This is a genomic window from Arthrobacter pascens (assembly GCF_017052465.1).
Taxonomy (GTDB): Bacteria; Actinomycetota; Actinomycetes; order Actinomycetales; family Micrococcaceae; genus Arthrobacter; species Arthrobacter pascens.
The window spans coordinates 1-21,939 of sequence record NZ_JAFHKT010000145.1 but is presented as its reverse complement, the minus strand read 5'-3'; the positions used below and the strand labels follow the sequence as shown (position 1 = coordinate 21,939).

The 21,939-nt window shown below is 65.5% G+C and carries 19 protein-coding genes; 15 read left to right on the top strand and 4 right to left on the bottom strand.

Features of this window, described 5'->3' with window-relative positions; genetic code table 11:
- Nucleotides 1-11: 11 nt before the first annotated feature.
- Both dnaJ and JYA52_RS14505 read left to right on the top strand, forming a co-directional pair.
- Nucleotides 12-1,139: a molecular chaperone DnaJ gene (dnaJ, locus tag JYA52_RS14510; protein WP_205653881.1), complete on the top strand. Its 1,128-nt coding sequence runs from the start codon at nucleotides 12-14 to the stop codon at nucleotides 1,137-1,139.
- Between the two features lie 2 nt (nucleotides 1,140-1,141).
- Entirely contained in the window at nucleotides 1,142-1,912 is a 771-nt protein-coding gene (locus JYA52_RS14505) for a 16S rRNA (uracil(1498)-N(3))-methyltransferase (protein ID WP_205653880.1), read from the top strand.
- A gap of 15 nt (nucleotides 1,913-1,927) precedes the next feature.
- Here the strand turns inward: JYA52_RS14505 and JYA52_RS14500 are convergent, their stop codons facing one another.
- The gene (locus tag JYA52_RS14500; RefSeq protein WP_240460364.1) at nucleotides 1,928-2,869 is read right to left on the bottom strand and encodes a GerMN domain-containing protein; all 942 of its coding nucleotides are present in this window, start codon (nucleotides 2,867-2,869) and stop codon (nucleotides 1,928-1,930) included.
- Nucleotides 2,870-3,287: 418 nt separating this feature from the next.
- Here JYA52_RS14500 and JYA52_RS14495 point away from each other — a divergent pair, with 418 nt between their 5' ends.
- From JYA52_RS14495 to JYA52_RS14475, 5 genes are all read left to right on the top strand, one after another.
- Nucleotides 3,288-4,376: a PhoH family protein gene (locus JYA52_RS14495; protein WP_205653879.1), complete on the top strand. Its 1,089-nt coding sequence runs from the start codon at nucleotides 3,288-3,290 to the stop codon at nucleotides 4,374-4,376.
- Nucleotides 4,373-4,846: an rRNA maturation RNase YbeY gene (gene ybeY, locus JYA52_RS14490; protein WP_205653878.1), complete on the top strand. Its 474-nt coding sequence runs from the start codon at nucleotides 4,373-4,375 to the stop codon at nucleotides 4,844-4,846. The genes JYA52_RS14495 and ybeY overlap by 4 nt, the downstream gene beginning before the upstream one ends.
- Nucleotides 4,843-6,201 carry a hemolysin family protein gene (locus tag JYA52_RS14485; protein WP_205653877.1) on the top strand — a complete coding sequence of 453 codons (1,359 nt, stop codon included), beginning with the start codon at nucleotides 4,843-4,845 and terminating at the stop codon, nucleotides 6,199-6,201. The genes ybeY and JYA52_RS14485 overlap by 4 nt, the downstream gene beginning before the upstream one ends.
- A complete protein-coding gene (era, locus tag JYA52_RS14480) occupies nucleotides 6,185-7,144 on the top strand; it encodes a GTPase Era (protein WP_205653876.1) in 960 nt (319 codons plus the stop codon). The genes JYA52_RS14485 and era overlap by 17 nt, the downstream gene beginning before the upstream one ends.
- 117 nt (nucleotides 7,145-7,261) lie before the next feature.
- Complete coding sequence (locus JYA52_RS14475; RefSeq protein WP_205653875.1) at nucleotides 7,262-8,854, top strand: LCP family protein; 1,593 nt, start codon at nucleotides 7,262-7,264, stop codon at nucleotides 8,852-8,854.
- A gap of 68 nt (nucleotides 8,855-8,922) precedes the next feature.
- Here JYA52_RS14475 and JYA52_RS14470 read toward each other — a convergent pair whose 3' ends face one another.
- Nucleotides 8,923-10,875, bottom strand: coding sequence for a M13 family metallopeptidase (locus JYA52_RS14470; protein WP_307869391.1), 1,953 nt, complete (start codon nucleotides 10,873-10,875; stop codon nucleotides 8,923-8,925).
- 251 nt (nucleotides 10,876-11,126) lie between these two features.
- Between JYA52_RS14470 and leuA the strand changes: the two genes are divergently transcribed.
- From leuA to JYA52_RS14455, 3 genes are all read left to right on the top strand, one after another.
- Nucleotides 11,127-12,866, top strand: a complete 1,740-nt coding sequence (gene leuA, locus JYA52_RS14465) for a 2-isopropylmalate synthase (protein WP_205653874.1) — start codon at nucleotides 11,127-11,129, stop codon at nucleotides 12,864-12,866.
- Between the two features lie 87 nt (nucleotides 12,867-12,953).
- Complete coding sequence (gene recO, locus JYA52_RS14460) at nucleotides 12,954-13,706, top strand: DNA repair protein RecO (protein WP_205653873.1); 753 nt, start codon at nucleotides 12,954-12,956, stop codon at nucleotides 13,704-13,706.
- Between the two features lie 2 nt (nucleotides 13,707-13,708).
- Nucleotides 13,709-14,554 (top strand): isoprenyl transferase, encoded by an 846-nt coding sequence (locus tag JYA52_RS14455; RefSeq protein ID WP_205653872.1) that lies wholly within the window; start codon nucleotides 13,709-13,711, stop codon nucleotides 14,552-14,554.
- Between the two features lie 79 nt (nucleotides 14,555-14,633).
- Here JYA52_RS14455 and JYA52_RS14450 read toward each other — a convergent pair whose 3' ends face one another.
- Nucleotides 14,634-15,614: an alpha/beta fold hydrolase gene (locus tag JYA52_RS14450; protein ID WP_205653871.1), complete on the bottom strand. Its 981-nt coding sequence runs from the start codon at nucleotides 15,612-15,614 to the stop codon at nucleotides 14,634-14,636.
- 88 nt (nucleotides 15,615-15,702) lie between these two features.
- Here JYA52_RS14450 and JYA52_RS14445 point away from each other — a divergent pair, with 88 nt between their 5' ends.
- Nucleotides 15,703-16,776 carry a quinone-dependent dihydroorotate dehydrogenase gene (locus tag JYA52_RS14445; protein ID WP_205653870.1) on the top strand — a complete coding sequence of 358 codons (1,074 nt, stop codon included), beginning with the start codon at nucleotides 15,703-15,705 and terminating at the stop codon, nucleotides 16,774-16,776.
- 116 nt (nucleotides 16,777-16,892) lie between these two features.
- Here JYA52_RS14445 and JYA52_RS14440 read toward each other — a convergent pair whose 3' ends face one another.
- Entirely contained in the window at nucleotides 16,893-17,495 is a 603-nt protein-coding gene (locus tag JYA52_RS14440; RefSeq protein ID WP_205653869.1) for a DUF3043 domain-containing protein, read from the bottom strand.
- A gap of 131 nt (nucleotides 17,496-17,626) precedes the next feature.
- Between JYA52_RS14440 and JYA52_RS14435 the strand changes: the two genes are divergently transcribed.
- The 4 genes from JYA52_RS14435 to JYA52_RS14420 form a co-directional block, all read left to right on the top strand.
- Entirely contained in the window at nucleotides 17,627-19,057 is a 1,431-nt protein-coding gene (locus JYA52_RS14435) for a dipeptidase (RefSeq protein WP_205653868.1), read from the top strand.
- 184 nt (nucleotides 19,058-19,241) lie between these two features.
- Nucleotides 19,242-19,631 carry a HesB/IscA family protein gene (locus JYA52_RS14430; protein WP_205653867.1) on the top strand — a complete coding sequence of 130 codons (390 nt, stop codon included), beginning with the start codon at nucleotides 19,242-19,244 and terminating at the stop codon, nucleotides 19,629-19,631.
- Nucleotides 19,632-19,816: 185 nt separating this feature from the next.
- Nucleotides 19,817-20,689 carry an aa3-type cytochrome oxidase subunit II gene (ctaC, locus tag JYA52_RS14425; RefSeq protein ID WP_205653866.1) on the top strand — a complete coding sequence of 291 codons (873 nt, stop codon included), beginning with the start codon at nucleotides 19,817-19,819 and terminating at the stop codon, nucleotides 20,687-20,689.
- Between the two features lie 10 nt (nucleotides 20,690-20,699).
- Nucleotides 20,700-21,939, top strand: a 1,240-nt coding sequence (locus JYA52_RS14420; RefSeq protein WP_205653865.1) for a cbb3-type cytochrome c oxidase subunit I, incomplete at its 3' end; no start/stop codon positions are given.

The following is a 21,939-nucleotide window of genomic DNA, read 5'->3' as shown; positions in this document are numbered from 1 at the left end:
AGATACGAACTTTGAGCAGCCACTACGACGTTCTCGGAGTCTCCCCGGAAGCCACCGGAGAAGAGATCAAAAAGGCCTACCGCAAGCTGGCCCGCACCCTGCACCCGGACGTGAACCCGGGAGCTGAAGCGTCTGACCGATTCAAGGCCGTCACCCATGCCTACGAAGTGCTGTCCGATCCGCAGAAGCGCAGGGTTTATGACACCACGGGCAACGAGAACGGCACGGACAACGGCTTCGGCGGCGGCAGCTACGCCGGCCAGGGATTCGCGTTCCAGGACATCTTCGACACCTTCTTCGGGGCAGGCGGAACCGCAGGCCCGGCGTCGCGGGTCCGGCGGGGGCAGGACGCCCTCATCAGCGTCCGGATCGACCTGCGCGACGCCGTCTTTGGCGCCAACAAGAAGCTCGAAGTCGATACCGCCGTCGTTTGCCCCACGTGTGATGGCTCCTGCTGCCGCGAAGGCACGCATCCCGAACGCTGCGACATCTGCGGCGGCAGCGGCCAGGTCCAGCGGGCCGTGCGTTCCATCCTCGGCCAGGTCATGACGTCCGCACCCTGCGGATCCTGCGAGGGCTTCGGAACCGTCATCAAGGATCCCTGCAACGAGTGCAGCGGCCAGGGCCGCATCCGCAGCCGGCGGTCGCTGACCATCAAGGTTCCCGCCGGTGTGGCCACGGGCACCCGGATCCAGCTGTCCGGGCAGGGCGAAGCCGGTCCGGCCGGCGGTCCGTCCGGCGATCTCTACGTTGAAATCCGCGTCAACAACGACCCCACCTACGTCCGCGACGGCGACGACCTCCACGCCACGCTCAACATCCCCATGACGGCTGCGGCCCTGGGTACCGAGCTGAGCCTGGACACCTTCGACGGCAAGCAGGACATCGACGTCAAGGCGGGCACGCAGTCGGGCGAAGTCATCACCCTCCGCGGGCTCGGCGTCACGCACTTGCGGGGCTATGGCCGCGGGGACCTCAAGGTCCACCTGCAGGTCGAGACGCCTGCCAAGCTCGACCCGGCTCAGGAAGACCTGCTGCGTCAGCTCGCCAAGCTCCGCGGTGAACAGTTCTCCGAGGGCAAGCTCGCCGCGAGTGGCGGCGTTTTCGCGAAGCTCCGGGACCGCCTCGGTAACCTGTAGCGGTGAGCAACCCCGTATTTTTCACCGCTGCCGGAACACTGGACAACACACAGCCCGGCTCGGTTTTTGTGCTGGACGGCGCCGAGGCGCGCCATGCGGTGACAGTCAAACGTCTGGGTGTGGGGGAGCCGGTCGACATCGCCGACGGCGCGGGCCGGCGCATCACCGGATCCGTGCAGCACACAGCGCCCGCGGAACTGACCGTGATGTGTACGTCCGTCACGGTGGAGGACCGGCCCGGTGTGCGCCTGGTGCTCGTCCAGGCCCTTGCCAAGGGCGACCGGGACGAACTGGCCATCGAGACGGCCACAGAGCTCGGCATCGACGCCGTCATCCCCTGGCAGTCGGAACGGTCGATTGTGCGCTGGAAGGGCGACCGCGCCGCCAAAGCCCACGCCAAGTGGCAGTCGGCGGTCTCCGCAGCGGCGAAGCAGGCACGGCGGGCATGGATCCCCGAGGTGCGTCCCGCCGTCGACACCCAGGGCCTGGCGGCTCAGGTGGCGGGCGCCGCCCTGGCGGTGATCCTGCACGAAGACGCAGTGAAGCCCCTGCGCGGAGTCCTCGAGGGATGGCACAGCGCAAACCAGTCCGGGGAGGCGCCCCGGGAGATCCTGCTGGTCGTCGGACCGGAAGGCGGCATCAGCCCGCGGGAGGTCACCAAACTGTGCAGCGCCGGCGCCGTGACGGCACTCCTGGGACCGCACGTGCTGCGGTCGTCCACGGCCGGGCCGGCCGCCGTAGTTGTCGCCAGTGATGTGCTGGGGCGCTGGTAGCCGCCGCGACCGCTGCTAGCGGACCGAGAAGCCCCGCGTGTCCACGTTCGGTTCGTCCTCGGCGCGTCCGGGATCGATCTGCGATATCCGGATCTCGTAATTGCCGGGGCCGAGCTTCACGGCGAGGCTGAAGATCCCGGAAGAGTCAGCCTCTGCTGCCGCAGTGGCCTCGCCATTCAGGTACTTCTCCTTATCGCCGTTCTCCTGGACCTTCAGGATCTGCCAGCGCAGCTTGCCGCCTGGATCCGTGCTGCGCCCGTTGATCTTCACCCGTCCGTCGGCAACTTCGATGCCTTCCTGGGGGTCAATGATCCACACCGGGGCCACCATGCCCACACTGCGCGACATGGGGGCGCCCAGCTTGACGTGCTTGAACGCCTGGTAGTCGGTGTGCCCGTCCACCAGGATCGCCACCTCGATCTGCTGGGCGGCGTCGACCAGGCCAGAGCTCGCGCCGGCGGCTGTCGCCGTGTACACGAGCTGCTGGATGGCCCGCTGCGCCATGTCCGCGTCAAGGTTGCTGTTGAATGCGTCGGCCGAGACATCCACGGTAATCACGTTCGTACCGGAAATGGACGTGGCAAGGCTCTTGGGGTTCTGCCAGGGCGTGAAGTAGTCCGGGTCCAGCGGGGTCTCGGACATCATGGCCCGAAGCGCCTTCGTGATCGGATTGTCCTCGCCCGGCACGTCCCGGAATTCGCGGTAAAGGTACACGTCCGTGTTGCTCCGGCCGATCCAGTACACCGGGGCTTTATTAGACGATTGCATCGTTTCCAGCGGCGCGCTGGTGGTCGGAGCGCTGTCAACGCCGGCTGACCGCCGCGCCTGGGACGGAACATCCGACGGGGCGGCCGCGGGATCAGGGTCAGCGATGCATCCGGTCAGGAGCAAAGCGGCAGGAAGCAGCCAAAGCGCCAGCACGGAACGGATCCGCGCAGCTGCTTTCGGGCCGGACAATCCTGGCTGCCTGATGTCGATGCTCCCTCCGGAATAGCGTTGGACCGCCCGCCGCGACGCGGCAGGCAGCGGGTCTTCCCCACGGCGGCGGGCATGCCTCACCGGTGCCCGCTCTCTGTATTTCCAGCATTACACAAGGCCGCGGGGCGCCGGGCGCCCATTGCGCGTCGGGGCCCGAACTGCAACGGGAACGATATGAGGCCGAGACAAAGTTGATACCTAATTGCGGGAACCCGTCATCCAAGAGCCGGCCTGCCGGGCTGCTGGCTGCCGGACGGCACTGCCAGACGGCGCTGCCTGGTGGCGCGGCCGGACGGTGAGTGCGGCCGCTTGCTGGCGTAAGATAGAAGGACTTTGAGGGGTAATCCACAAAGGGTAATCCACACTGGAGGGAACCAGAGGCCTGCGGGCCGGCACCATGACTGAATCAGCAAACGGAAAGCGCCGCCTCAACACCGGGGACCGCACCGCGGGAGAATTCCCGCATACACTGCCCGGTATCCGAACGGAGGTGGTCATCTTCGACAACTCTGATCAGATGGTGCAATCCCTCGGCAGCCACGACGAAGCCCTCCGCTTTATCGAGGACCAGTTTCCGTCCGTCAGCTTCCATGTCCGAGGCAACGAGCTCTCCATCAGCGGACCATCGGCCGACGTCCCCCGCATCATGCGGCTCCTGCACGAAGTGCGGGGCCTGGTGGCGCGCGGCACCGTGATTACGCCCGCCGTGCTTCAGCAGCTCGTCCTGTTGCTGCGCAGCCAGTCGCTGCAGAATCCGGTTGACGTTCTAACCCACGACATCCTGTCCAGCCGCGGAAAGACAATCCGCCCGAAGACGCTGAACCAGAAGAACTACGTGGACGCGATCGATGCCAACACGGTGATCTTCGGCATCGGCCCGGCCGGCACGGGCAAAACCTACCTGGCGATGGCCAAGGCCGTGCAGGCGCTGCAGCAAAAGGAAGTCAGCCGGATCATCCTCACCCGTCCGGCAGTGGAAGCGGGGGAGCGCCTCGGGTTCCTCCCGGGCACGCTCAGCGATAAAATCGATCCCTACCTGAGGCCGCTGTACGACGCCCTGCACGACATGATCGACCCCGAATCCATTCCGCGGCTCATGGCGGCCGGCACCATTGAAGTGGCGCCGCTGGCGTATATGAGGGGCCGGACGCTCAACGACGCCTTCATCATCCTCGACGAGGCACAGAACACCACGCCCGAACAGATGAAGATGTTCCTGACCCGCCTGGGCTTTGGCTCGAAGATGGTGGTCACCGGTGACGTCACCCAGGTGGACCTGCCGTTCGGGACGCGCTCGGGCCTGCGGATAGTCGAAGAAATCCTGCAGGGCATCGACGACGTCAATTTCTCGGTTCTGGACGCCGCGGACGTGGTGCGCCACCGGCTGGTCGGCGACATCGTCAACGCCTACGGCATCTGGGACGAGGCACAGCGAAACCGGGTCAAGCATTCCGTTCCCCGGGAGAAACGGGGAGAGCACGCATGAGCATCGAAGTGAACAACGAATCAGGCGTCCAGGTGGACGAGGCCCAGCTGGTGGCGCTGTCCCGGTTCATCTTCGAACAGCTGTACATCCACCCCCAGGCCGAGCTGTCGATCCTGCTCGTGGATGAGCCCGCTATGGAAAAGCTCCACATCGAGCTCATGGATGAACCCGGCTCCACCGACGTGCTCTCCGTTCCCATGGACGAACTCACGCCGGGCACCCCGGACAAGCCGACGCCGCAGGGGATGCTGGGCGACATCGCCATCTGCCCCCAGGTGGCGGAGGTCCAGGCACGCAACGCCGGCCACTCCACGCAGGATGAGATGTTGCTGCTGACGACGCACGGCATCCTGCACCTCCTGGGCTACGACCACGCGGAACCGGAAGAAAAAGAAGAAATGTTCGGCCTGCAGCGTGAGCTGCTGGCAGAGTTCACCGGCAAAGAAGCTCCCTCCGAGACCATCCAGTGACATCACCGCTCCTTGTCTGCATGGCGCTGCTGTTCCTTGGTGCCGCAGCGTTGCTGACGGCCGCCGAGGCGGCGTTCAGCTTCCTCCCGCGGCACGATGCCGAGCAGGCGCTCCTGAAGAGCCGCGGGACTGCGCTCCGCCGGATCCTGGACCAGCCGATGACGCACATGCGCGCGCTCAGGTTCTGGCGTATCTGGTTCGAGACTGCGTCCGCGGTTGCCGTGGCGGTGCTCTTCTACAGCCTGCTGGACAATGTGTGGCTCGCAGGCCTCGCGGCTACGGGCATCATGGCCGTCCTGGGCTTTGTGATCGTGGGCGTCTCGCCCCGGCAGTTGGGCCGTTCGCATGCGGCCGGAGTGGTGCTGTTCTCGGCTTCCATGATCAGGTTCCTGGCCTGGGTCCTCGGACCCATTCCGGGCTGGCTGGTCAGGCTCGGCAGCACGGTGGCTCCCGGCTCGCCCGGCGGAGACGACGCGTTCTTCAGCGAGGAAGAATTCCGGGAGCTCGTGGACAGGGCCACCGAATCGGACATGATCGAGGACAACGAGGCCGAACTCATCCAGTCGGTCTTCGACTTCGGCGACACCCTGGTCCGTTCCGTCATGGTGCCCCGCACGGACATCCTGAGCATCGACGCCGGCTCCAGCCTGCACCGGGCCATGTCCCTGTTCCTGCGTTCAGGGTACTCACGCATTCCGGTCATCGGGGAAAATTCCGACCAGATTTTGGGGATCGTCTATCTCAAGGACGTGGCCGCTGTCCTCCACGGCCTGGCGCCGGATGAAGAGCCGCCGCTGGTGGAAGAGCTGGCGCGCGACGTGCGGTACGTCCCCGATTCCAAGTCGGTGAGCGACCTGCTGCGGGAGCTGCAAAAAGAGTCCACGCACGTCGCGATAGTTATCGACGAGTACGGCGGAACGGCCGGGCTCGTCACCCTTGAAGACCTGATCGAAGAGCTCGTCGGTGAGATCGTGGATGAATACGACACCGAAAGCGCCGAAGTGGTGGACCTGGGGGACGGCACGTACCGCGTCAGCGCGCGAATGAGCATCGACGACCTCGGCGAACTCTTCGACCTCGAGCTCGACGACGACGAAGTGGACACCGTGGGCGGCCTGCTGGCCAAGGCGCTGGGCCGCGTGCCGATCGTGGGCAGCGCCGTTGAAGTCGACGGCGTCTCGCTCCGCGCGGAGCGGCTGGAAGGCCGCCGAAACCGCGTCAGCCACATCATTGCGGCCGCCGTTCCCAAAGACGCTGTTCCAACCAATGCCGTTCCGATGAATACTGACCTTGAAGACCTTCTCGACGAGGCAAAACAAATGCAACAGGGAGTTCCACGTGAGCAAGCAGAATAAGGCCGACGGCGGCGCACCCTTTGGCGGCTACCACGCCGGGTTCTCGGTCCTGGTGGGCCGGCCGAACGCCGGAAAATCGACGCTGACCAACGCCCTGGTGGGCAAGAAGGTCGCCATCACCTCCGCCAAGCCGCAGACGACCCGGCACACCATCCGGGGCATCGTCCACCGGGAGGACGCCCAGCTGATCCTGGTTGACACGCCAGGTCTCCACCGGCCGCGGACCCTCCTCGGAAAGCGCCTCAACGACCTTGTCGCGGACACGCTCGCCGAGGTGGACGCCATCGGCTTCTGCCTTCCGGCCAATGAAAAAATCGGCCCCGGCGACAGGTTCATTGCCGCGCAGCTCGCAGCAGTGGGCCGCAAGCCGATAATCGCCCTCGTCACGAAGGCCGACCTCGTCGACCGGCAGGCACTGACCGAGCAGCTGCTCGCCGTCGCGGCCCTGGGCCGCGAAGTGCTGGGCGAAGAAGGCTGGAAGGACATCGTGCCGGTGTCCGCCACGGACGGTTTCCAGGTGGGCACGGTGGCCGATGTGCTGATCAGCCACATGCCGCCGTCGCCTCCTCTTTACCCGGACGGCGAGCTGACGGACGAGCCGGAAGCGGTCATGGTGGCGGAACTTATCCGCGAGGCGGCGCTCGAGGGCGTACGGGACGAGCTTCCGCACTCCCTGGCCGTGGTGGTTGATGAGATCGTTCCGCGCGAGGGCAGGGCGGAGGACAACCAGCTTCTCGACGTCCGGGTGAACCTCTATGTGGAGCGGCCCTCGCAGAAGGCGATCATCATCGGCAAGGGCGGAAGCCGGTTGCGGGAGGTCGGCACCAACGCCCGCAAGGGCATCGAAGCCCTGCTCGGCACGCGGATCTACCTCGACCTCCACGTCAAGGTGGCCAAGGACTGGCAGCGCGACCCCAAGCAGCTCGTCAAGCTCGGGTTCTAGTCCGCACCACGCTCTTTTCCCGGCGTTCCCACGCCGGAGCTGGGTGCGCTTACGGCGTTTTCCCAGACTCGGCTACTAAAATAGGCCGGATTTCGTTTTTAGAGGAAGGTACACCCTTTGGTGCTACGCCGCGACAACCGCGCCCAAGGGCCGGGCACACCTGCCCGGTCCCAGCCAGCTGCCCGGCATGCCGGAGACGCCCGCCTTGGCGCTGCCCGGCATCTGAACCCGCGCCACAGGCCCGTGTGGCTGAAAGTGACCACCGCCGTCGTCGCCGTCGTCCTGCTGGGCGGCCTCGCATTCGCCGGCTACTGGTACTTCAGGCTGCAGATGAACATTTCCTCGTCTGCCCTCGGGGCGGGCAGCAACAAGACCGACACCGTGGACGATGCGACGGGCCGCCTGCAGATTCTTATCCTGGGGTCCGATACCCGGGACGGCAAGAACTCCGGTTACGGCACCGCCGACGATTCGAAGGGCTACGGCAAGTCGGATGTCATGATGCTCATGGACATCTCGGAGGACAACAAACGCGTCAGCGTCGTCAGCTTCCCCCGCGACCTCCTCGTCGACATCCCCCGGTGTACGGACCAGAAGACGGGCAAGGAGTTTCCGGCGCGCACCGGAGTCATGATCAACGAGGCCATGGGTGAAGCGGGCATCGGCTGCGCCGTGGACACCGTGAACAAGCTCACCGGACTCGAGGTGGACCACTTCATGATGGCCGACTTCAACGCCGTCAAGGAGCTGTCAAACGCCGTCGGCGGTGTGGAGGTCTGCATCAGCGACGCCGTGTATGACCCGGACTCCCGGCTGCGGCTTCCGAAGGGCAAGTCCCAGGTCCAGGGCGAGCAGGCCCTTGCCTACCTGCGCACCCGTCACGCCTTCGCCGACGGCGGCGACCTTGGCCGCATCAAGGCCCAGCAGGGCTTCCTGTCTTCGCTGACCCGCAAGATCAAGGACGACGGCACCCTGTCCGATCCGGTGAAGATGCTCAATATCGCCGACGTGGTGACGCAGAACCTCACCGTCGACGAAGGCCTTTCGTCCGTGCCGGCGATGATCACCATCGGCAACCGCCTCAAGACGATCGATGTCAGCAAAGTGGCGTTCGTTGCGGTGCCGACGGTCCCCGCCGCAAGCGATCCCAACAGGCTGGAGCCGGCCCAGCCGGCTGCCTCGCAGCTTTTCGCCGCGCTGAAGAAGGACATCGACCTGACGGATCCGGACGGCAAGCAGAGCCCGTCGCCGTCCGCCTCGCCGAAGCCGACCACTCCGGCGGCGCCTTCCGCCACACCCACGCCCACCACTCCGGCAGCGCCGTACGACAAGTCGCTGCAGCCGGTTACCGTAGCCAACGGAACCGCGGTGCCCACACGGGCGCAGGAGATCGTGGATGCGCTGGTCACGGGCGGCTTCACGCAGACGGGACAGCTGGAAGCGGGTCCCACACCGAAAACCATGGTGTACTACGGCACCGACTTCGCCGATGTGGCGGCAGACGTCGCCGCACTGTTCGGCATTCCGGCCAGCCAGGTGGCGCCGTCGCCGGGGGTCTCCGGAGTCCAGCTGTATCTTGGTGCCGACTTCGCCTCGGGGTCCAAGTACGGCAAGGCATCGGTTCCCAAGGACATCGTCAACCAGACGGCCAAGGATGCCACCTGCCAGACGGCAAACCCGGAACTGATCGTCGCAGCCGGCGCAGGCTAACCTGATCCGACATGAACCGGTCATGAAAATGCCGGGCCAACCAATGGTTGGCCCGGCATTTTGCCGTTCTACCAGATGCTGACGCGTTCCTCCGGGGGCATCCACATCCCGTCCTCTTCGGTGACGCTGAACGCGGCGTGGAAGGCGTCCAGGTTCCTGGCGATGGCGTTGGTGCGGAATTCATTGGGGGAGTGCGGGTCCGTGGCCAGCCGCCGGATCGCCTCCTCCCCGCGGATAACCTGGCGCCAGGCCGCCGCCCACGAGGCAAAGAACCGCTGCTCGCCTGTCAGCGCGTCCAGCACCGGTGGTTCCTGCCCGTCGAGGCTGAGCCGGTATGCCTTGTAGGCGATGGTGAGGCCGCCGAGGTCGCCGATGTTTTCGCCCAGGGTCAGCCGTCCATTCACGGTGTGACCGGGTGCCGCCGACGGGGAGAGCACGTTGTACTGGTCGACCAGGCGGCTGGTCAGCGCCTCGAACGCCTTGCGGTCATCCTCGGTCCACCAGTTGCGCAGTTCGCCCGTGCCGTCGAACTGGGAGCCCTGGTCGTCGAACCCGTGGCCGATCTCGTGGCCGATCACCGCTCCGATTCCTCCGTAGTTGACGGCGTCGTCAGCGTCCGCGGTGAAGAACGGCGGCTGCAGGATCGCCGCCGGGAACACGATCTCGTTGAGCATCGGGTGGTAGTAGGCGTTGACCGTCTGCGGCGTCATGAGCCACTTGTTCAGGTCGACGGGCTTGCCCACCTCGTCAAGGTGGCGGTCGACGTCGGCATTATGGGCGCGTTCGACGTTGCCGAGCAGGTCCGAGGGATCGATGGTGACAGCCGAATAGTCGATCCACTCGTCCGGGTAGCCGATCTTGGCGCGGAAGGCCCCGAGCTTGCGGAGCGCCTCCGCTTTTGTGTCCTCGCCCATCCACGTAAGGTCCGTGATGCTCTGCCGGTAGGCCTCGATCAGGTTGGCCACGAGGGTCTGCATGCGCTCCTTGTGGCTCTCGGGGAAGTGCCGGGCAACGTAGATCTGCCCCACGGCTTCGCCCAGGGCTGCTTCGACGACCGCGACCCCCCGCTTCCAGCGGTCCTTGTTCCGGGGTGTGCCGCTGATCGTGGTGCCGTAGAACGCGAAGTTCGCGTCGACGAAGGCCGAGGAAAGGTAAGGGGCCGCAGAGTTGATAACGCGCAGGGCCAGCCACTCCTGCCACACGGGCAGGGATTCCGAGACCAGCAGCGCCGCGGCGCCGGCGAAGAAATCGGGCGTGCTGACCACGATCTCCTGGCGTTTGTCCGGAACGATGTCCGCCGCCTCGAACCAGGTGTCCAGCAGGGGGAACAGTTCATTCAGCTGCTCCGCGGACCTCAGGTTGTAGGTCTTTTGCGGGTCCCGGAGCGTGACGTTGTCCCAGTGGTGCGAGGCAAGGGCGGTTTCCAGGGCGACGACCCGGGCCGCTGCCGCCGCAGGATCGGCGATGCCCGCCATGCCGAACATGGTGCCCACGTAATCCCGGTACGCCTCCACGGTCGGGACGAACTTTTCCTCGCGGTAGTAGGACTCGTCGGGAAGCCCCAGTCCGCCCTGGCCGGTGTACAGCAGCACCCGGTCGGGATTTCCGGCGTCCGGGGCGGGGTAAATGTAGAAGAGGCCGGACACGTCCGCCCGGAAAAGCCGTCCGGCAAGGGCAATGAGCTCTGCGATGCTGGTCGTGGCGAACACCTCGTCCAGCCTGGCGCGGATCGGGTCCATCCCCTTGGCTTCGACGGCGGTTTCGTCCATGAAGCTGTTGTAGAGGTCGCCGATCTTGCGTTCAATGCCGCTGGCCGCGGGTCCCTTGCCGGCGGCTTCCTCGATAATCTCCCGGACCGCGAGTTCCGCCCCGTCCCGCAGGGCAGTGAAGGTTCCCTCCAGCGGGCGGTCATCCGGGATGGTGGTGCTCTTGAGCCATGCCCCGTTCACGTGCTGGTACAGGTCGTCCTGCGGCCGGACGCTGTGGTCGATATTTGACAGGGCGATCCCCGAATGTGGCACAGAAGCTCCTTCGATGACGGGCTGCCGCCGGCGCTGGCACCGGTGCAGCGTCTGCATGGTGGACGTTGCGAGGTGTTGCTCCTTCATCTTACGCACCCGTGTTACTGTGAAATGGTGCGCGCAGAACTGCTTCTTCTTAGCTGCCGCGGCGAGGCCTCAGACGCGATCTAGCGCAAGGCCCACCCTCGTCGCGGAGTTTGTGTTGCCCGGCCACCTTTCACTCAGGAATCACAGAAAAGGCCCCGATAGTAATGCGAAACGCACAGAAGCCCTCCGGAATGCCCGTCCACCGCTACATCCCGTTCCAGGACCAGATCACTGTTGAACTGCCGGACCGGACGTGGCCCGACAAAGTCATCACCAAGGCACCGCGCTGGTGCGCCGTGGATCTGCGGGACGGCAACCAGGCCCTGATCGACCCCATGAGCCCGGCCCGCAAGATGAAGATGTTCGAGCTGCTGGTACGCATGGGCTACAAGGAAATCGAGGTGGGCTTTCCGTCCGCCTCGCAGACCGACTTCGACTTCGTCCGCCAGCTGATCGAAGGCAACCACATCCCGGACGACGTCACCATCCAGGTGCTGACGCAAGCCCGCGAGCACCTGATCGAGCGGACCTACGAGTCCCTGGTCGGCGCCAAACAGGCCATCGTCCACCTCTACAACTCGACGTCGGTCCTGCAGCGCCGTGTGGTCTTCAACCAGGACGAGGACGGCATCCTGGACATCGCACTGCAGGGCGCACGCCTGTGCAAGAAGTACGAGGAAACGCTGGCGGATACGCACATCACCTACGAGTACTCACCGGAATCCTTCACGGGAACCGAACTCGAATACGCCGTCCGCGTCTGCAACGCTGTGGCCGATGTCTTCGAAGCGTCCGCGGACAGCCAGGTCATCATCAACCTGCCGGCCACTGTCGAGATGGCCACGCCGAATGTCTACGCGGATTCCATCGAATGGATGAGCCGCCACCTGCACCCCCGCGAGGGCATCATTTTGTCCCTGCACCCCCACAACGACCGCGGGACCGGCGTCGCCGCCGCCGAGCTCGGCTACCTGGCCGGAGCCGACCGCATCGAGGGCTGCCTGTTCGGCAACGGCGAGCGGACCGGCAACGTGGACCTGGTTACCCTGGGGCTGAACATGTTCGTCCAGGGCATTGACCCGATGATCGACTTCTCCGACATCGACGAAATCCGCCGCACGGTGGAGTACTGCAACCAGCTGCCCGTGGCCGAGCGGGCCCCCTATGGCGGCGACCTCGTCTTCACGGCGTTCTCCGGTTCCCACCAGGATGCCATCAAGAAGGGCTTCGAAGCCCTGGAGAAGGACGCCGCAGCGGCAGGGACGGATGTCAGCGACTTCACCTGGCAGGTCCCGTACCTGCCGGTCGACCCGAAGGACCTGGGCCGCAGTTACGAAGCCGTCATCCGCGTGAACTCGCAGTCCGGCAAGGGCGGGGTGGCCTACCTGCTGAAGAACGAGCACAGCCTGGACCTGCCCCGCCGCGCCCAGATCGAATTCTCCGGCGTCATCCAGCGCCGCACCGACACCCACGGCGGCGAGGTCAGCGGCGCCCAGCTGTGGCAGGTCTTCCAGGACGAATACCTGCCGTCCGATTCGTCCGACCGCCAGTGGGGCCGCTACTCCCTGGGAACAGTCAAGACGGAAACCGATGACGACGGTTCCATGACCCTGCACACCACCCTCACCGTGGACGGCGTCCAGGTCAGGCGCACCGGAACCGGCAACGGCCCCATCGCTGCGTTGCTGGACATCCTCGGCCAGGACGGCGTGGATGTCCGCGTGCTGGACTACAGCGAGCACGCCCTCTCGGAAGGCGGAAACGCCCGCGCCGCGGCCTACGTCGAATGCGCCGTCGGTGAGCGGGTACTGTGGGGCATCGGCATTGACCCGAACACCAGCATGTCCTCGCTGAAGGCCGTCATTTCGGCCGTGAACCGCGCCGTCCGGGACGCCCAGGCGTAAGGGCCTGTGCAGGTGCGCCGCCGGTCCCGGCGGCGCACCTGCACACCGGAAGGCAGGGTTTTCCGGCGGACAGTGCGAAGATAAAGCGTGATCCAACAGTCATTTGCAGCGCGTGCCTACCGCGATGAGGGCGTAGTGCTGCGTACCCATAAACTGGGCGAAGCGGACCGGATCATCACGCTGCTGACGAAGCACCACGGCCAGGTGAGGGCGGTCGCGAAGGGCGTCCGCCGCACCAGCAGCCGCTTCGGCGCCCGGCTCGAACCCTTCATGGTTGCGGATCTGCAGCTCGTGTCCGGCAAATCCCTGGACATCGTCACGCAGGCCGTGGCCAAGGGGGCCTACGGCGGGAACATCGCCGCCGACTACGGCCGGTACACAGTCGCCGCCGCCATGACGGAGACCGCCGAAAAGCTGACGGACGTCGACGGCGAGGCGGGAACGGCGCAGTACAACCTGCTTGTCGGCGCGCTTGCGGCGCTGAGCCGCGGGGACCACACGCCGGAACTGATCCTGGACTCGTACCTATTGCGCGCCCTGGCCACCGGCGGCTGGGCCCCCAGCTTCACCCGCTGCGCGCGCTGCGGTGCAGCGGGACCCCACAACGCGTTCTCCGCGCCGCTGGGCGGCATGGTCTGCGGCGAGTGCCGGCCGCCCGGATCAGCTGCGCCGGCCGCCGAGACGGTGGCGCTGTTGGGTGCCCTGCTCACCGGAAACTGGACGACGGCGGATTCCTCACTGCCGCTGCACCGGCGGGAAGCGGCAGGCCTCGTGGCCAGTTATCTGCAGTGGCACCTTGAGCGTGTCCTGAAATCCCTCAAACATGTGGAGCGTACCTAACAGTGTCCTTGGGAAAGAAGACCACCCCTGCCCGGCGCCGCACCGCTCCCGTGGTGCCTCCATATCCGCACCCTTCGGGTGCCGTCGCCCCGGCGATCCCGGCGGAATTCGTGCCCCGGCACGTGGCGATCGTCATGGACGGCAACGGACGCTGGGCCAACCAGCGGGGGCTGCCCCGCATCGAGGGCCATAAGGCGGGGGAGCCCGCGCTGCTGGACGTCGTGGCCGGCGCCATTGAACTCGGCATCAAGTACGTCACCGTCTATGCGTTCTCCACGGAAAACTGGCGGCGCTCCCCGGAGGAAGTGCGCTTCCTGATGGGATTTAACAAGGATGTGCTGCGCAGGCAGCGGAACCAGCTGGACGAATGGGGCGTGCGGGTCCGCTGGTCGGGCCGCCGGCCCAAGCTGTGGGGATCGGTGATCCGCGAGCTGGAAGAGGCCGAGGCTTACACCGCCGGAAACAGCACGTGCACGTTAACCATGTGTGTTAATTACGGCGGCCGCGCCGAGATTGCCGACGCCGTAACGGCGATTGCCGAAGAAGTCGCCGCCGGACGGCTTAAGCCCGGTTCCATCACGGAGAAAACGGTCCAGAAGTTCCTCGACGAACCGGACCTGCCCGACGTCGACCTGTTCCTGCGCAGTTCGGGGGAGCAGCGGCTGTCCAACTTCATGCTCTGGCAGTCGGCGTACGCGGAGTTCGTATTCCTGGACACGCTCTGGCCGGACGTCGACCGCCGCACGCTCTGGGATGCCGTGGGCATCTACGCCCAGCGGGACCGCCGCTACGGGGGAGCGGTGGATGCCGCCCCCGACACAGGAGCGGCTGCCCACCAGGCCGGCTAGCAGCTGCAGAGCGGCAGAAAAGTCCGGTTGGCCCAGTGGATCCCTTGCCCTTCTGGGCGCAATTCACAGCCGCCTAGGGTCAGGCGTCCGCATAGCCGCGGATCCACCGAGTGAGCCGCCGGTAGGCGTCGGCCCGGACCTCGGCGCGGGAGAGGAACACGTCGTGAAGGGCGCCATCGATACGCTCCACGGACACGCTCCGGCCCAGTGACAGGGCCCGTACGGCGATGACGTTGACGTCCAGCACCGCATCCGTCCTGCGCATCTCCTCGGACCAGACCAGACCGTTCTCGCTGGCCCGCGAAATAAGGACCAGGATGGGGATGTCGATGCCGAGCCCGCGCGCCACCTGGGCTTGGCCGGCAAGGACGGCGCTGAGCCAGCCGGCACGGACCGGAAAGGCCATGGGAGGCCGGTACTTGTCATCCAGGGTCCATTCCCCTTCGGCGGAGCTGCTGATGCTGCGCCAGTAGAAGCCGCGTTCGGGCAGCCGGAGCACAGCCTCCGGCCGCAGCCGGGCGAGGGGCTCCACCATGGTCCACGCGGCCCGCCGGACCAGGGAACTGCCGTGCATTTCCAGCCACGGGCTGTTCAGGACCAGCTGTGAAACCACCCCAGGATTCCGGCTCACCCACAGGGCCGCCACGAGGCCTCCGGTGGAATGCCCCATCATGGCAAGGGACAGCGGGTCCGTGGGCTGCATCGCAGTGATCATGCCGACTGCGGTGCCGATTTCGGCGTCGTAGTTTGCGAGGTCGGCAACGTACCCGCCGTGCGTATCGGGCCGCAGGCTGCGGCCGTGGTTGTGCATGTCCAAGGCAAAGAACTCGAAGCCCTGGCCGCTCCAGAAGCGGGCCAGTTCAACATTGAAGAAGTAGTCGCTCCAGCCGTGCAGGAACAGCACCGCGCGGCGCGGCTCCCGTGGCGCCGCGGGAAGGGCGGGGTCCGTCAGCGGGGCGTACCGGACAAGCGTCGCGGTCCGTGTGACGCCGTCGGCGCCCACAGCCTCGAAGGCATGGGATTCGAACCCCTCGCCGAGGATGTCGCTCTGCCACTCCATGGCACCAGACTAGACTTTCCGCTGCTGTGTGGCCGACACGTGCCGGGACTGGTTTGGTCTGCACCGCCGAAGACGGAAAACTAGAGGCATGCGCGTATATCCCACTTTCTTCAGGCTGGCCTTTTCATGGATGGACGCCGAACGCGCCCACAAAATCGGTTTCAAGGGCATCCGGCTGGCCCATTCCTCCGGAGCGGGGCGGCTGCTGGCACGTTTTACGGCCCCGCCCGCATCCCTGCAGACGAGTGCATTCGGCCTCACGTTCCCGTCGCCGTTCGGACTCGCCGCCGGCTTTGACAAGGAAGGCCACGGCATCGAGGCCCTGACTGAACTCGGCTTCGGCCATGTCGAGGTGGGCACCATCACCGGCCGTGCGCAGCCCGGCAATGAGCAGCCGCGGCTGTTCCGGCTCATCGAAGACCGTGCAGTCATCAACCGGATGGGATTCAACAACGACGGCGCTGCGGCCGTGGCACCGCGCCTCAAGTCAGCCCGGGCTGCCCTGCAACGGCGTCATCCCAAGGTTCGTCCCCTCATCGGGGTTAACATCGGCAAAAGCAAAATCGTGGAACTCGAGGACGCCGTGGAGGACTACCTCATCAGCGCGCGCAGCCTCGCTCCGGCGGCCGACTACCTCGTAGTGAACGTGAGTTCTCCCAACACACCGGGCCTCCGGCTCCTGCAGAACGTGGAGACCCTGCGGCCCCTCTTGACTGCCGTGGGGGAGGAAGCCGACAAAGCAGCCGGGCGCCACGTGCCCCTGCTGGTCAAGATCGCCCCGGACCTCAGCGACGAGGACATCGACGACGTCGCCCGGCTCGCGCTGGACCTTGGACTGGACGGCATCATCGCCACGAATACGACCATCGGACGGACGGGCCTGAAGTCCGACAGCCAAAAGATTGAAGCCTGCGGAGCAGGCGGGCTGTCCGGGGCGCCGCTGAAGTCCCGCTCGCTGGAGGTGCTGCGCCGGCTCAAGGACGCAACGGCCGGCCAGTTGACGCTGGTTTCCGTAGGCGGGGTGGAGACGCCCCAGGACGTCCAGGACAGGCTGGATGCCGGTGCCACCCTCGTGCAGGGCTACACGGCCTTCCTCTATGAAGGGCCGTTCTGGGCAGCGCGCATCAACAGGCGGCTGGCCAAAGCCCGGCGCGCCGGCTGAGACAGCCCGCGGTTTCCTTGTGCAGGAACACAGCAGCCCCCGGCGGTAAGACCGCCGGGGGCTGCTGTGTTCTGCGTCGGATCCGGAAACGGGCCCGGAGCATGGAAAACTGTTGGTCAGGACGGGAACTGGCCGCGGCGGACCTGCGGCTTGGGGAGGCGAAGCTTCCGGAACTGCAGGGAGCGCATCGAGCCATACCAGACGGTGCCGCGCTCCACCTCGCCGAACTTCTGAATCAGCCTCTTGCGAAGCTGCCGGGACAGGATGAACACGTCCACGAAGACTGCCAGGAACATGACCCAGAACCCACCGAGGACATAAATCATCTGTTCGCTGGTGGACGGAACCACCAGCGAGATGATCACAAAGACCAACGCACCGAACATGAGGTACTCACCGAGGCTGAACCGCGCGTCGACATAGTCGCGGGCAAACCGCTTTTGCGGCCCCTTGTCGCGGATCGGGAGGAACTTCTCGTCACCGGTATCGAGCGCGTGGCGCATTTTCAGGCGCTGCTCCTGGACAGCGGCACGTTCCGCCGCCTTCGAGGCCTTGCGGTCCTCGGGCACGAGCGGCCGCTTGCGTGCCGCTTCCTGCGCCTTGCGCTTGGGCGTGGGTGCACCCTTGCCCATGACCCCGGGCTGCCGGGCAGCTGCATCGGCAGCCTGTTGGTCTACTACGTCCTGCGCCGCTGGCGCTTCTTTTTTACGTCCAAACACCAAAACAGAATACCTTGCAGGGCCCGGCTGCCCGTCATGCCTAGGGCCGGGCACTGCCCGGCGTGACACGCGCTGGCGAGGCCGGCGGCGTCTTGTACGTTGTGGGCTGCGCCACGGGTAGTGTTTTGGCCATGACTTCAACATCAGCGGCCACCCCGCAACAATCGGGCAGTTCGGTTGCCGGCGTCGACACGGACGCCCTGCGGAATGCCGTCAACGCCGGCTTTGAGGCCACCATGTCCGACCTGAAGAACCTGGTCAGCATCCCCGGTATCGCCTGGGCCAGCTTCGCTCCCGCAGAGCTGGACCGCAGCGCCGAAGCCGCTGCCGTATTGGTTCGTGGCGCCGGTTTCCAGGACGTCCGCATACTCCGGTGCAATAAAGAGGACGGAACGGCCGGGGGACCGGCCGTCGTGGCCCGCCGTGAAGCAGCAGAAGGCAAGCCGACGGTCCTGCTCTATGCCCACCACGACGTGCAGCCGCCGGGCGATCCGGCGCTGTGGGAATCAGAGCCCTTTACCGCCGTCGAACGCGAAGGGCGGCTCTACGGCCGCGGCGCCGCCGACGACAAAGCCGGAATCATGGCGCACGTCGCTGCCTACGCTGCCGTGACCCGCGTGCTGGGTGACCAATTCGGGCTGGGCGTGACCCTGTTCTTCGAAGGAGAGGAAGAAGCGGGCTCGCCGACCTTCCGCACGTTCTTGGAAACCCACCAGGAGCTGCTGCGCGCCGACGTCATTGTCGTGGCGGATTCCAGCAACTGGAAGGTGGGCGTCCCGGCGCTCACCACGAGCCTCCGTGGCCTGATCGACGGAACCATCGAAGTCCAGGTCCTCGAGCATGCGGTGCACTCGGGAATGTACGGCGGACCGGTGCTGGATGCCCCCACACTCTTGTCGCGTCTCATCGCAACCCTGCACGATGACGAGGGCAGCGTGGCCATCGACGGGCTCGTCGGCTTCGACGAGGCCACGGTGGACCTGACCGAGGCAGAGTACAGGGCGGACGCCTCGGTGCTCGACGGCGTGAAACTGGCCGGCAGCGGTTCGATTGCGTCCCGGATGTGGACCAAGCCGGCCCTGTCCATCATCGGCTTCGACGCTCCCGCAGTTGACGTGGCCTCGAATACGCTGGTGCCCCGGGCACGGGCAAAGTTCAGCCTCCGGCTCGCCCCCGGCCAGGTGCCGGCCGAAGCGATGGAGGCAGTCCGGCGCCACGTCGAGGCGAATGCCCCGTTCGGGGCGAAGGTCGTGTTCACCCCGGGGGAGAGCGGCAATGCGTACCTCACGGACAGGGGTTCGGCGGCCGCCGCATATGCGATGTGGGCGCTGGGGGAGTCCTGGGGTGTGCCGGCCGTGGAAATGGGCATCGGCGGGTCCATTCCGTTCATCTCGGACCTGACTGAGCTGTATCCGGAAGCCCAGATCCTCGTCACCGGCGTGGAGGACCCGGACTCACGGGCACACTCCGCCAACGAATCCCTCCATATTGGTGACTTTCGGAACGCGATTGTGGCGGAGGCGCTGCTCCTGGCGCGTCTCAACAGTGAGGGTCTTGGCTGAGGGCTCCGGGTTTTTCCGGCGTGCTGCGGCCTGTCCGGGAACAAGTCGGTAACGGCCTTGGTTACGCCTGTAGTTAGAGCTACGCGTCCTATCGACGTAGCATGTAGCTATAGCCCATACCGTTTCCGTAGGGGCAGGCACCGTGCACGCGGGGCCGCCAGGACCGTCGTTAGAAGGTAGGCCAATGAGCACTACGACCAATGAAAACAGCACCGAACCCACCGGCACGGCAAGTGCCGAACTGGCGAGCCACGAGGTTCAGCTGACGGACGTTGCCGCAGGCAAGGTCCGCAGCCTCCTTGAGCAGGAAGGCCGCACAGACCTCCGCCTCCGCGTTGCAGTGCAGCCGGGCGGCTGCTCCGGACTGATTTACCAGCTTTACTTCGACGAGCGCCTTCTGGAGGGCGACGCCGTCCGCGATTATGACGGCGTCGAGGTCGTGGTCGACAAGATGAGCGTGCCGTACCTCAGCGGCGCCAGCATTGACTTTGAGGACACTATCTCCAAGCAGGGGTTCACCATCGACAACCCCAACGCAGGCGGTTCATGCGCCTGCGGCGATTCGTTCCACTAACGGGCCCGTTAGCCCTTCCTCACGCTGTGGCGGCGCCGGTAATAACCGGCGCCGCCACACGGGTGAGTACATGTGGGCGAAAACGCGCGGGGAGCGGTAAGCTCTACACCGAGTAGTAAAACTTTTAGTGTGCCCGGGACGCCATAGGCCGCCTTGGCAACAGCAACAAGTAGGAAGGGCCGTCTGTGAGTTCGCAGAACCGAACCGGCAGCCGACGCAAAACGATCACTACGATCACTGGCTTGGCAATTGCCGGCGCGTTGGTTTTGACTGGATGTTCGCCAGTGGTAGAGAAGGGGTGGCTGCCTACTGAGCGTGGCACCACCAGTAATACCGACCGCATCATGGACCTCTGGGTCAACTCATGGATTGCCGCGCTCGTGGTGGGCATCATCACTTGGGGCTTGATCGTCTGGTGCCTCGTCGCGTACAGGCGCCGCAAGGGGACCGTCGGATTCCCCCGGCAGACCAGCTTCAACCTTCCGCTCGAGGTCTTCTACCTGACCATTCCGCTGTTCATGGTCCTGGTGTTCTTCTACTTCACCGACCGCGACCAGCAGGCCATCGATGACCGCTCCCAGCCGGCCGACGTCGTTGTTGACGTCCGCGGCAAGCAGTGGGCCTGGGACTTCAACTACAAGAAGGGCGAGGTCATCACCGAGGACGTCCACGAGGCCGGCGTCCAGGCACACCTGACCGGTGAAGCAGTGGACAAGGAGAAGCTCCCCACGCTCTACCTGCCCGTTGGCAAGTCCGTCGACGTGGAACTGAACTCCCGCGACGTCATCCACTCCTTCTGGGTTCCCGCCTTCCTGCAGAAGCGCGACATGATCCCGGGCAAGACCAACTACATCCGGTTCACGCCCACCAAAGAAGGCACCTATGACGGCAAGTGCGCCGAGCTCTGCGGCGAATACCACTCCGAAATGCTCTTCCGCGTGAAGGTTGTCTCGGAGTCCGAATTCCAGGCGCACATGAACCAGCTCCGCCAGGACGGCAACACGGGCCTGCTCGGCGAAGAGTACGACCGCAACCCGAGCCTGACCGAGAAGAAGTAAGGGGAGCGACGTGGCTACTTACACTCAATCCGCCGGGACCCTGGAAGCTCCCGCATCACCCGTAGTACCGAAATCCAAGGGGCGCATCGTCGTCAACTGGATCACCTCCACGGACCACAAGACCATCGGGTACATGTACCTGATCGCGTCCTTCGTGTTCTTCTGCCTCGGCGGCGTGATGGCACTGCTCATCCGCGCCGAACTGTTCGAGCCCGGCATGCAGATCCTGCAGACCAAAGAGCAGTACAACCAGCTGTTCACCATGCACGGCACAGTCATGCTGCTGATGTTCGCCACCCCGCTCTTCGCCGGCTTCGCGAACGTCATCATGCCGCTGCAGATCGGCGCCCCTGACGTTGCCTTCCCGCGGCTGAACGCCTTGGCCTTCTGGTTCTTCCTCTTCGGCTCCACCATCGCGGTGTCCGGCTTCATCACCCCGCAGGGTGCGGCCTCGTTCGGCTGGTTCGCTTACGCACCGCTGTCGAACACCACATTCAGCCCCGGCATCGGCGGTGACCTCTGGGTCTTCGGCCTGGCGCTGTCCGGCTTCGGCACCATCCTCGGCGCCGTCAACTTCATCACCACCATCATCTGCATGCGCGCCCCCGGCATGACCATGTGGCGCATGCCGATCTTCACCTGGAACACCCTGGTCACGGCTATCCTGGTCCTGATGGCGTTCCCGCCGCTGGCCGCAGCACTGTTCGCCCTCGGCGCGGACCGCCGCTTCGGAGCCCACATCTTTGATCCTGAAAATGGCGGCGCCGTCCTGTGGCAGCACCTGTTCTGGTTCTTCGGCCACCCCGAGGTGTACATCATCGCGCTGCCGTTCTTCGGCATCGTGTCCGAGATCTTCCCGGTCTTCAGCCGCAAGCCGATCTTCGGCTACAAGGGCCTGGTCTACGCAACGATTGCCATCGCCGCCCTGTCCGTGACCGTGTGGGCGCACCACATGTACGTGACCGGTTCTGTGCTGCTGCCGTTCTTCGCCTTCATGACCATGCTCATCGCGGTGCCCACCGGCGTGAAGTTCTTCAACTGGATCGGCACCATGTGGCGCGGTTCCATCACGTTCGAGACCCCGATGCTCTGGAGCATCGGCTTCCTGATCACGTTCCTCTTCGGCGGCCTCACCGGCATCATCCTGGCCTCCCCGCCGCTGGACTTCCACGTCTCCGACTCGTACTTCGTGGTGGCGCACTTCCACTACGTGGTCTTCGGCACGGTGGTGTTCGCGATGTTCGCCGGCT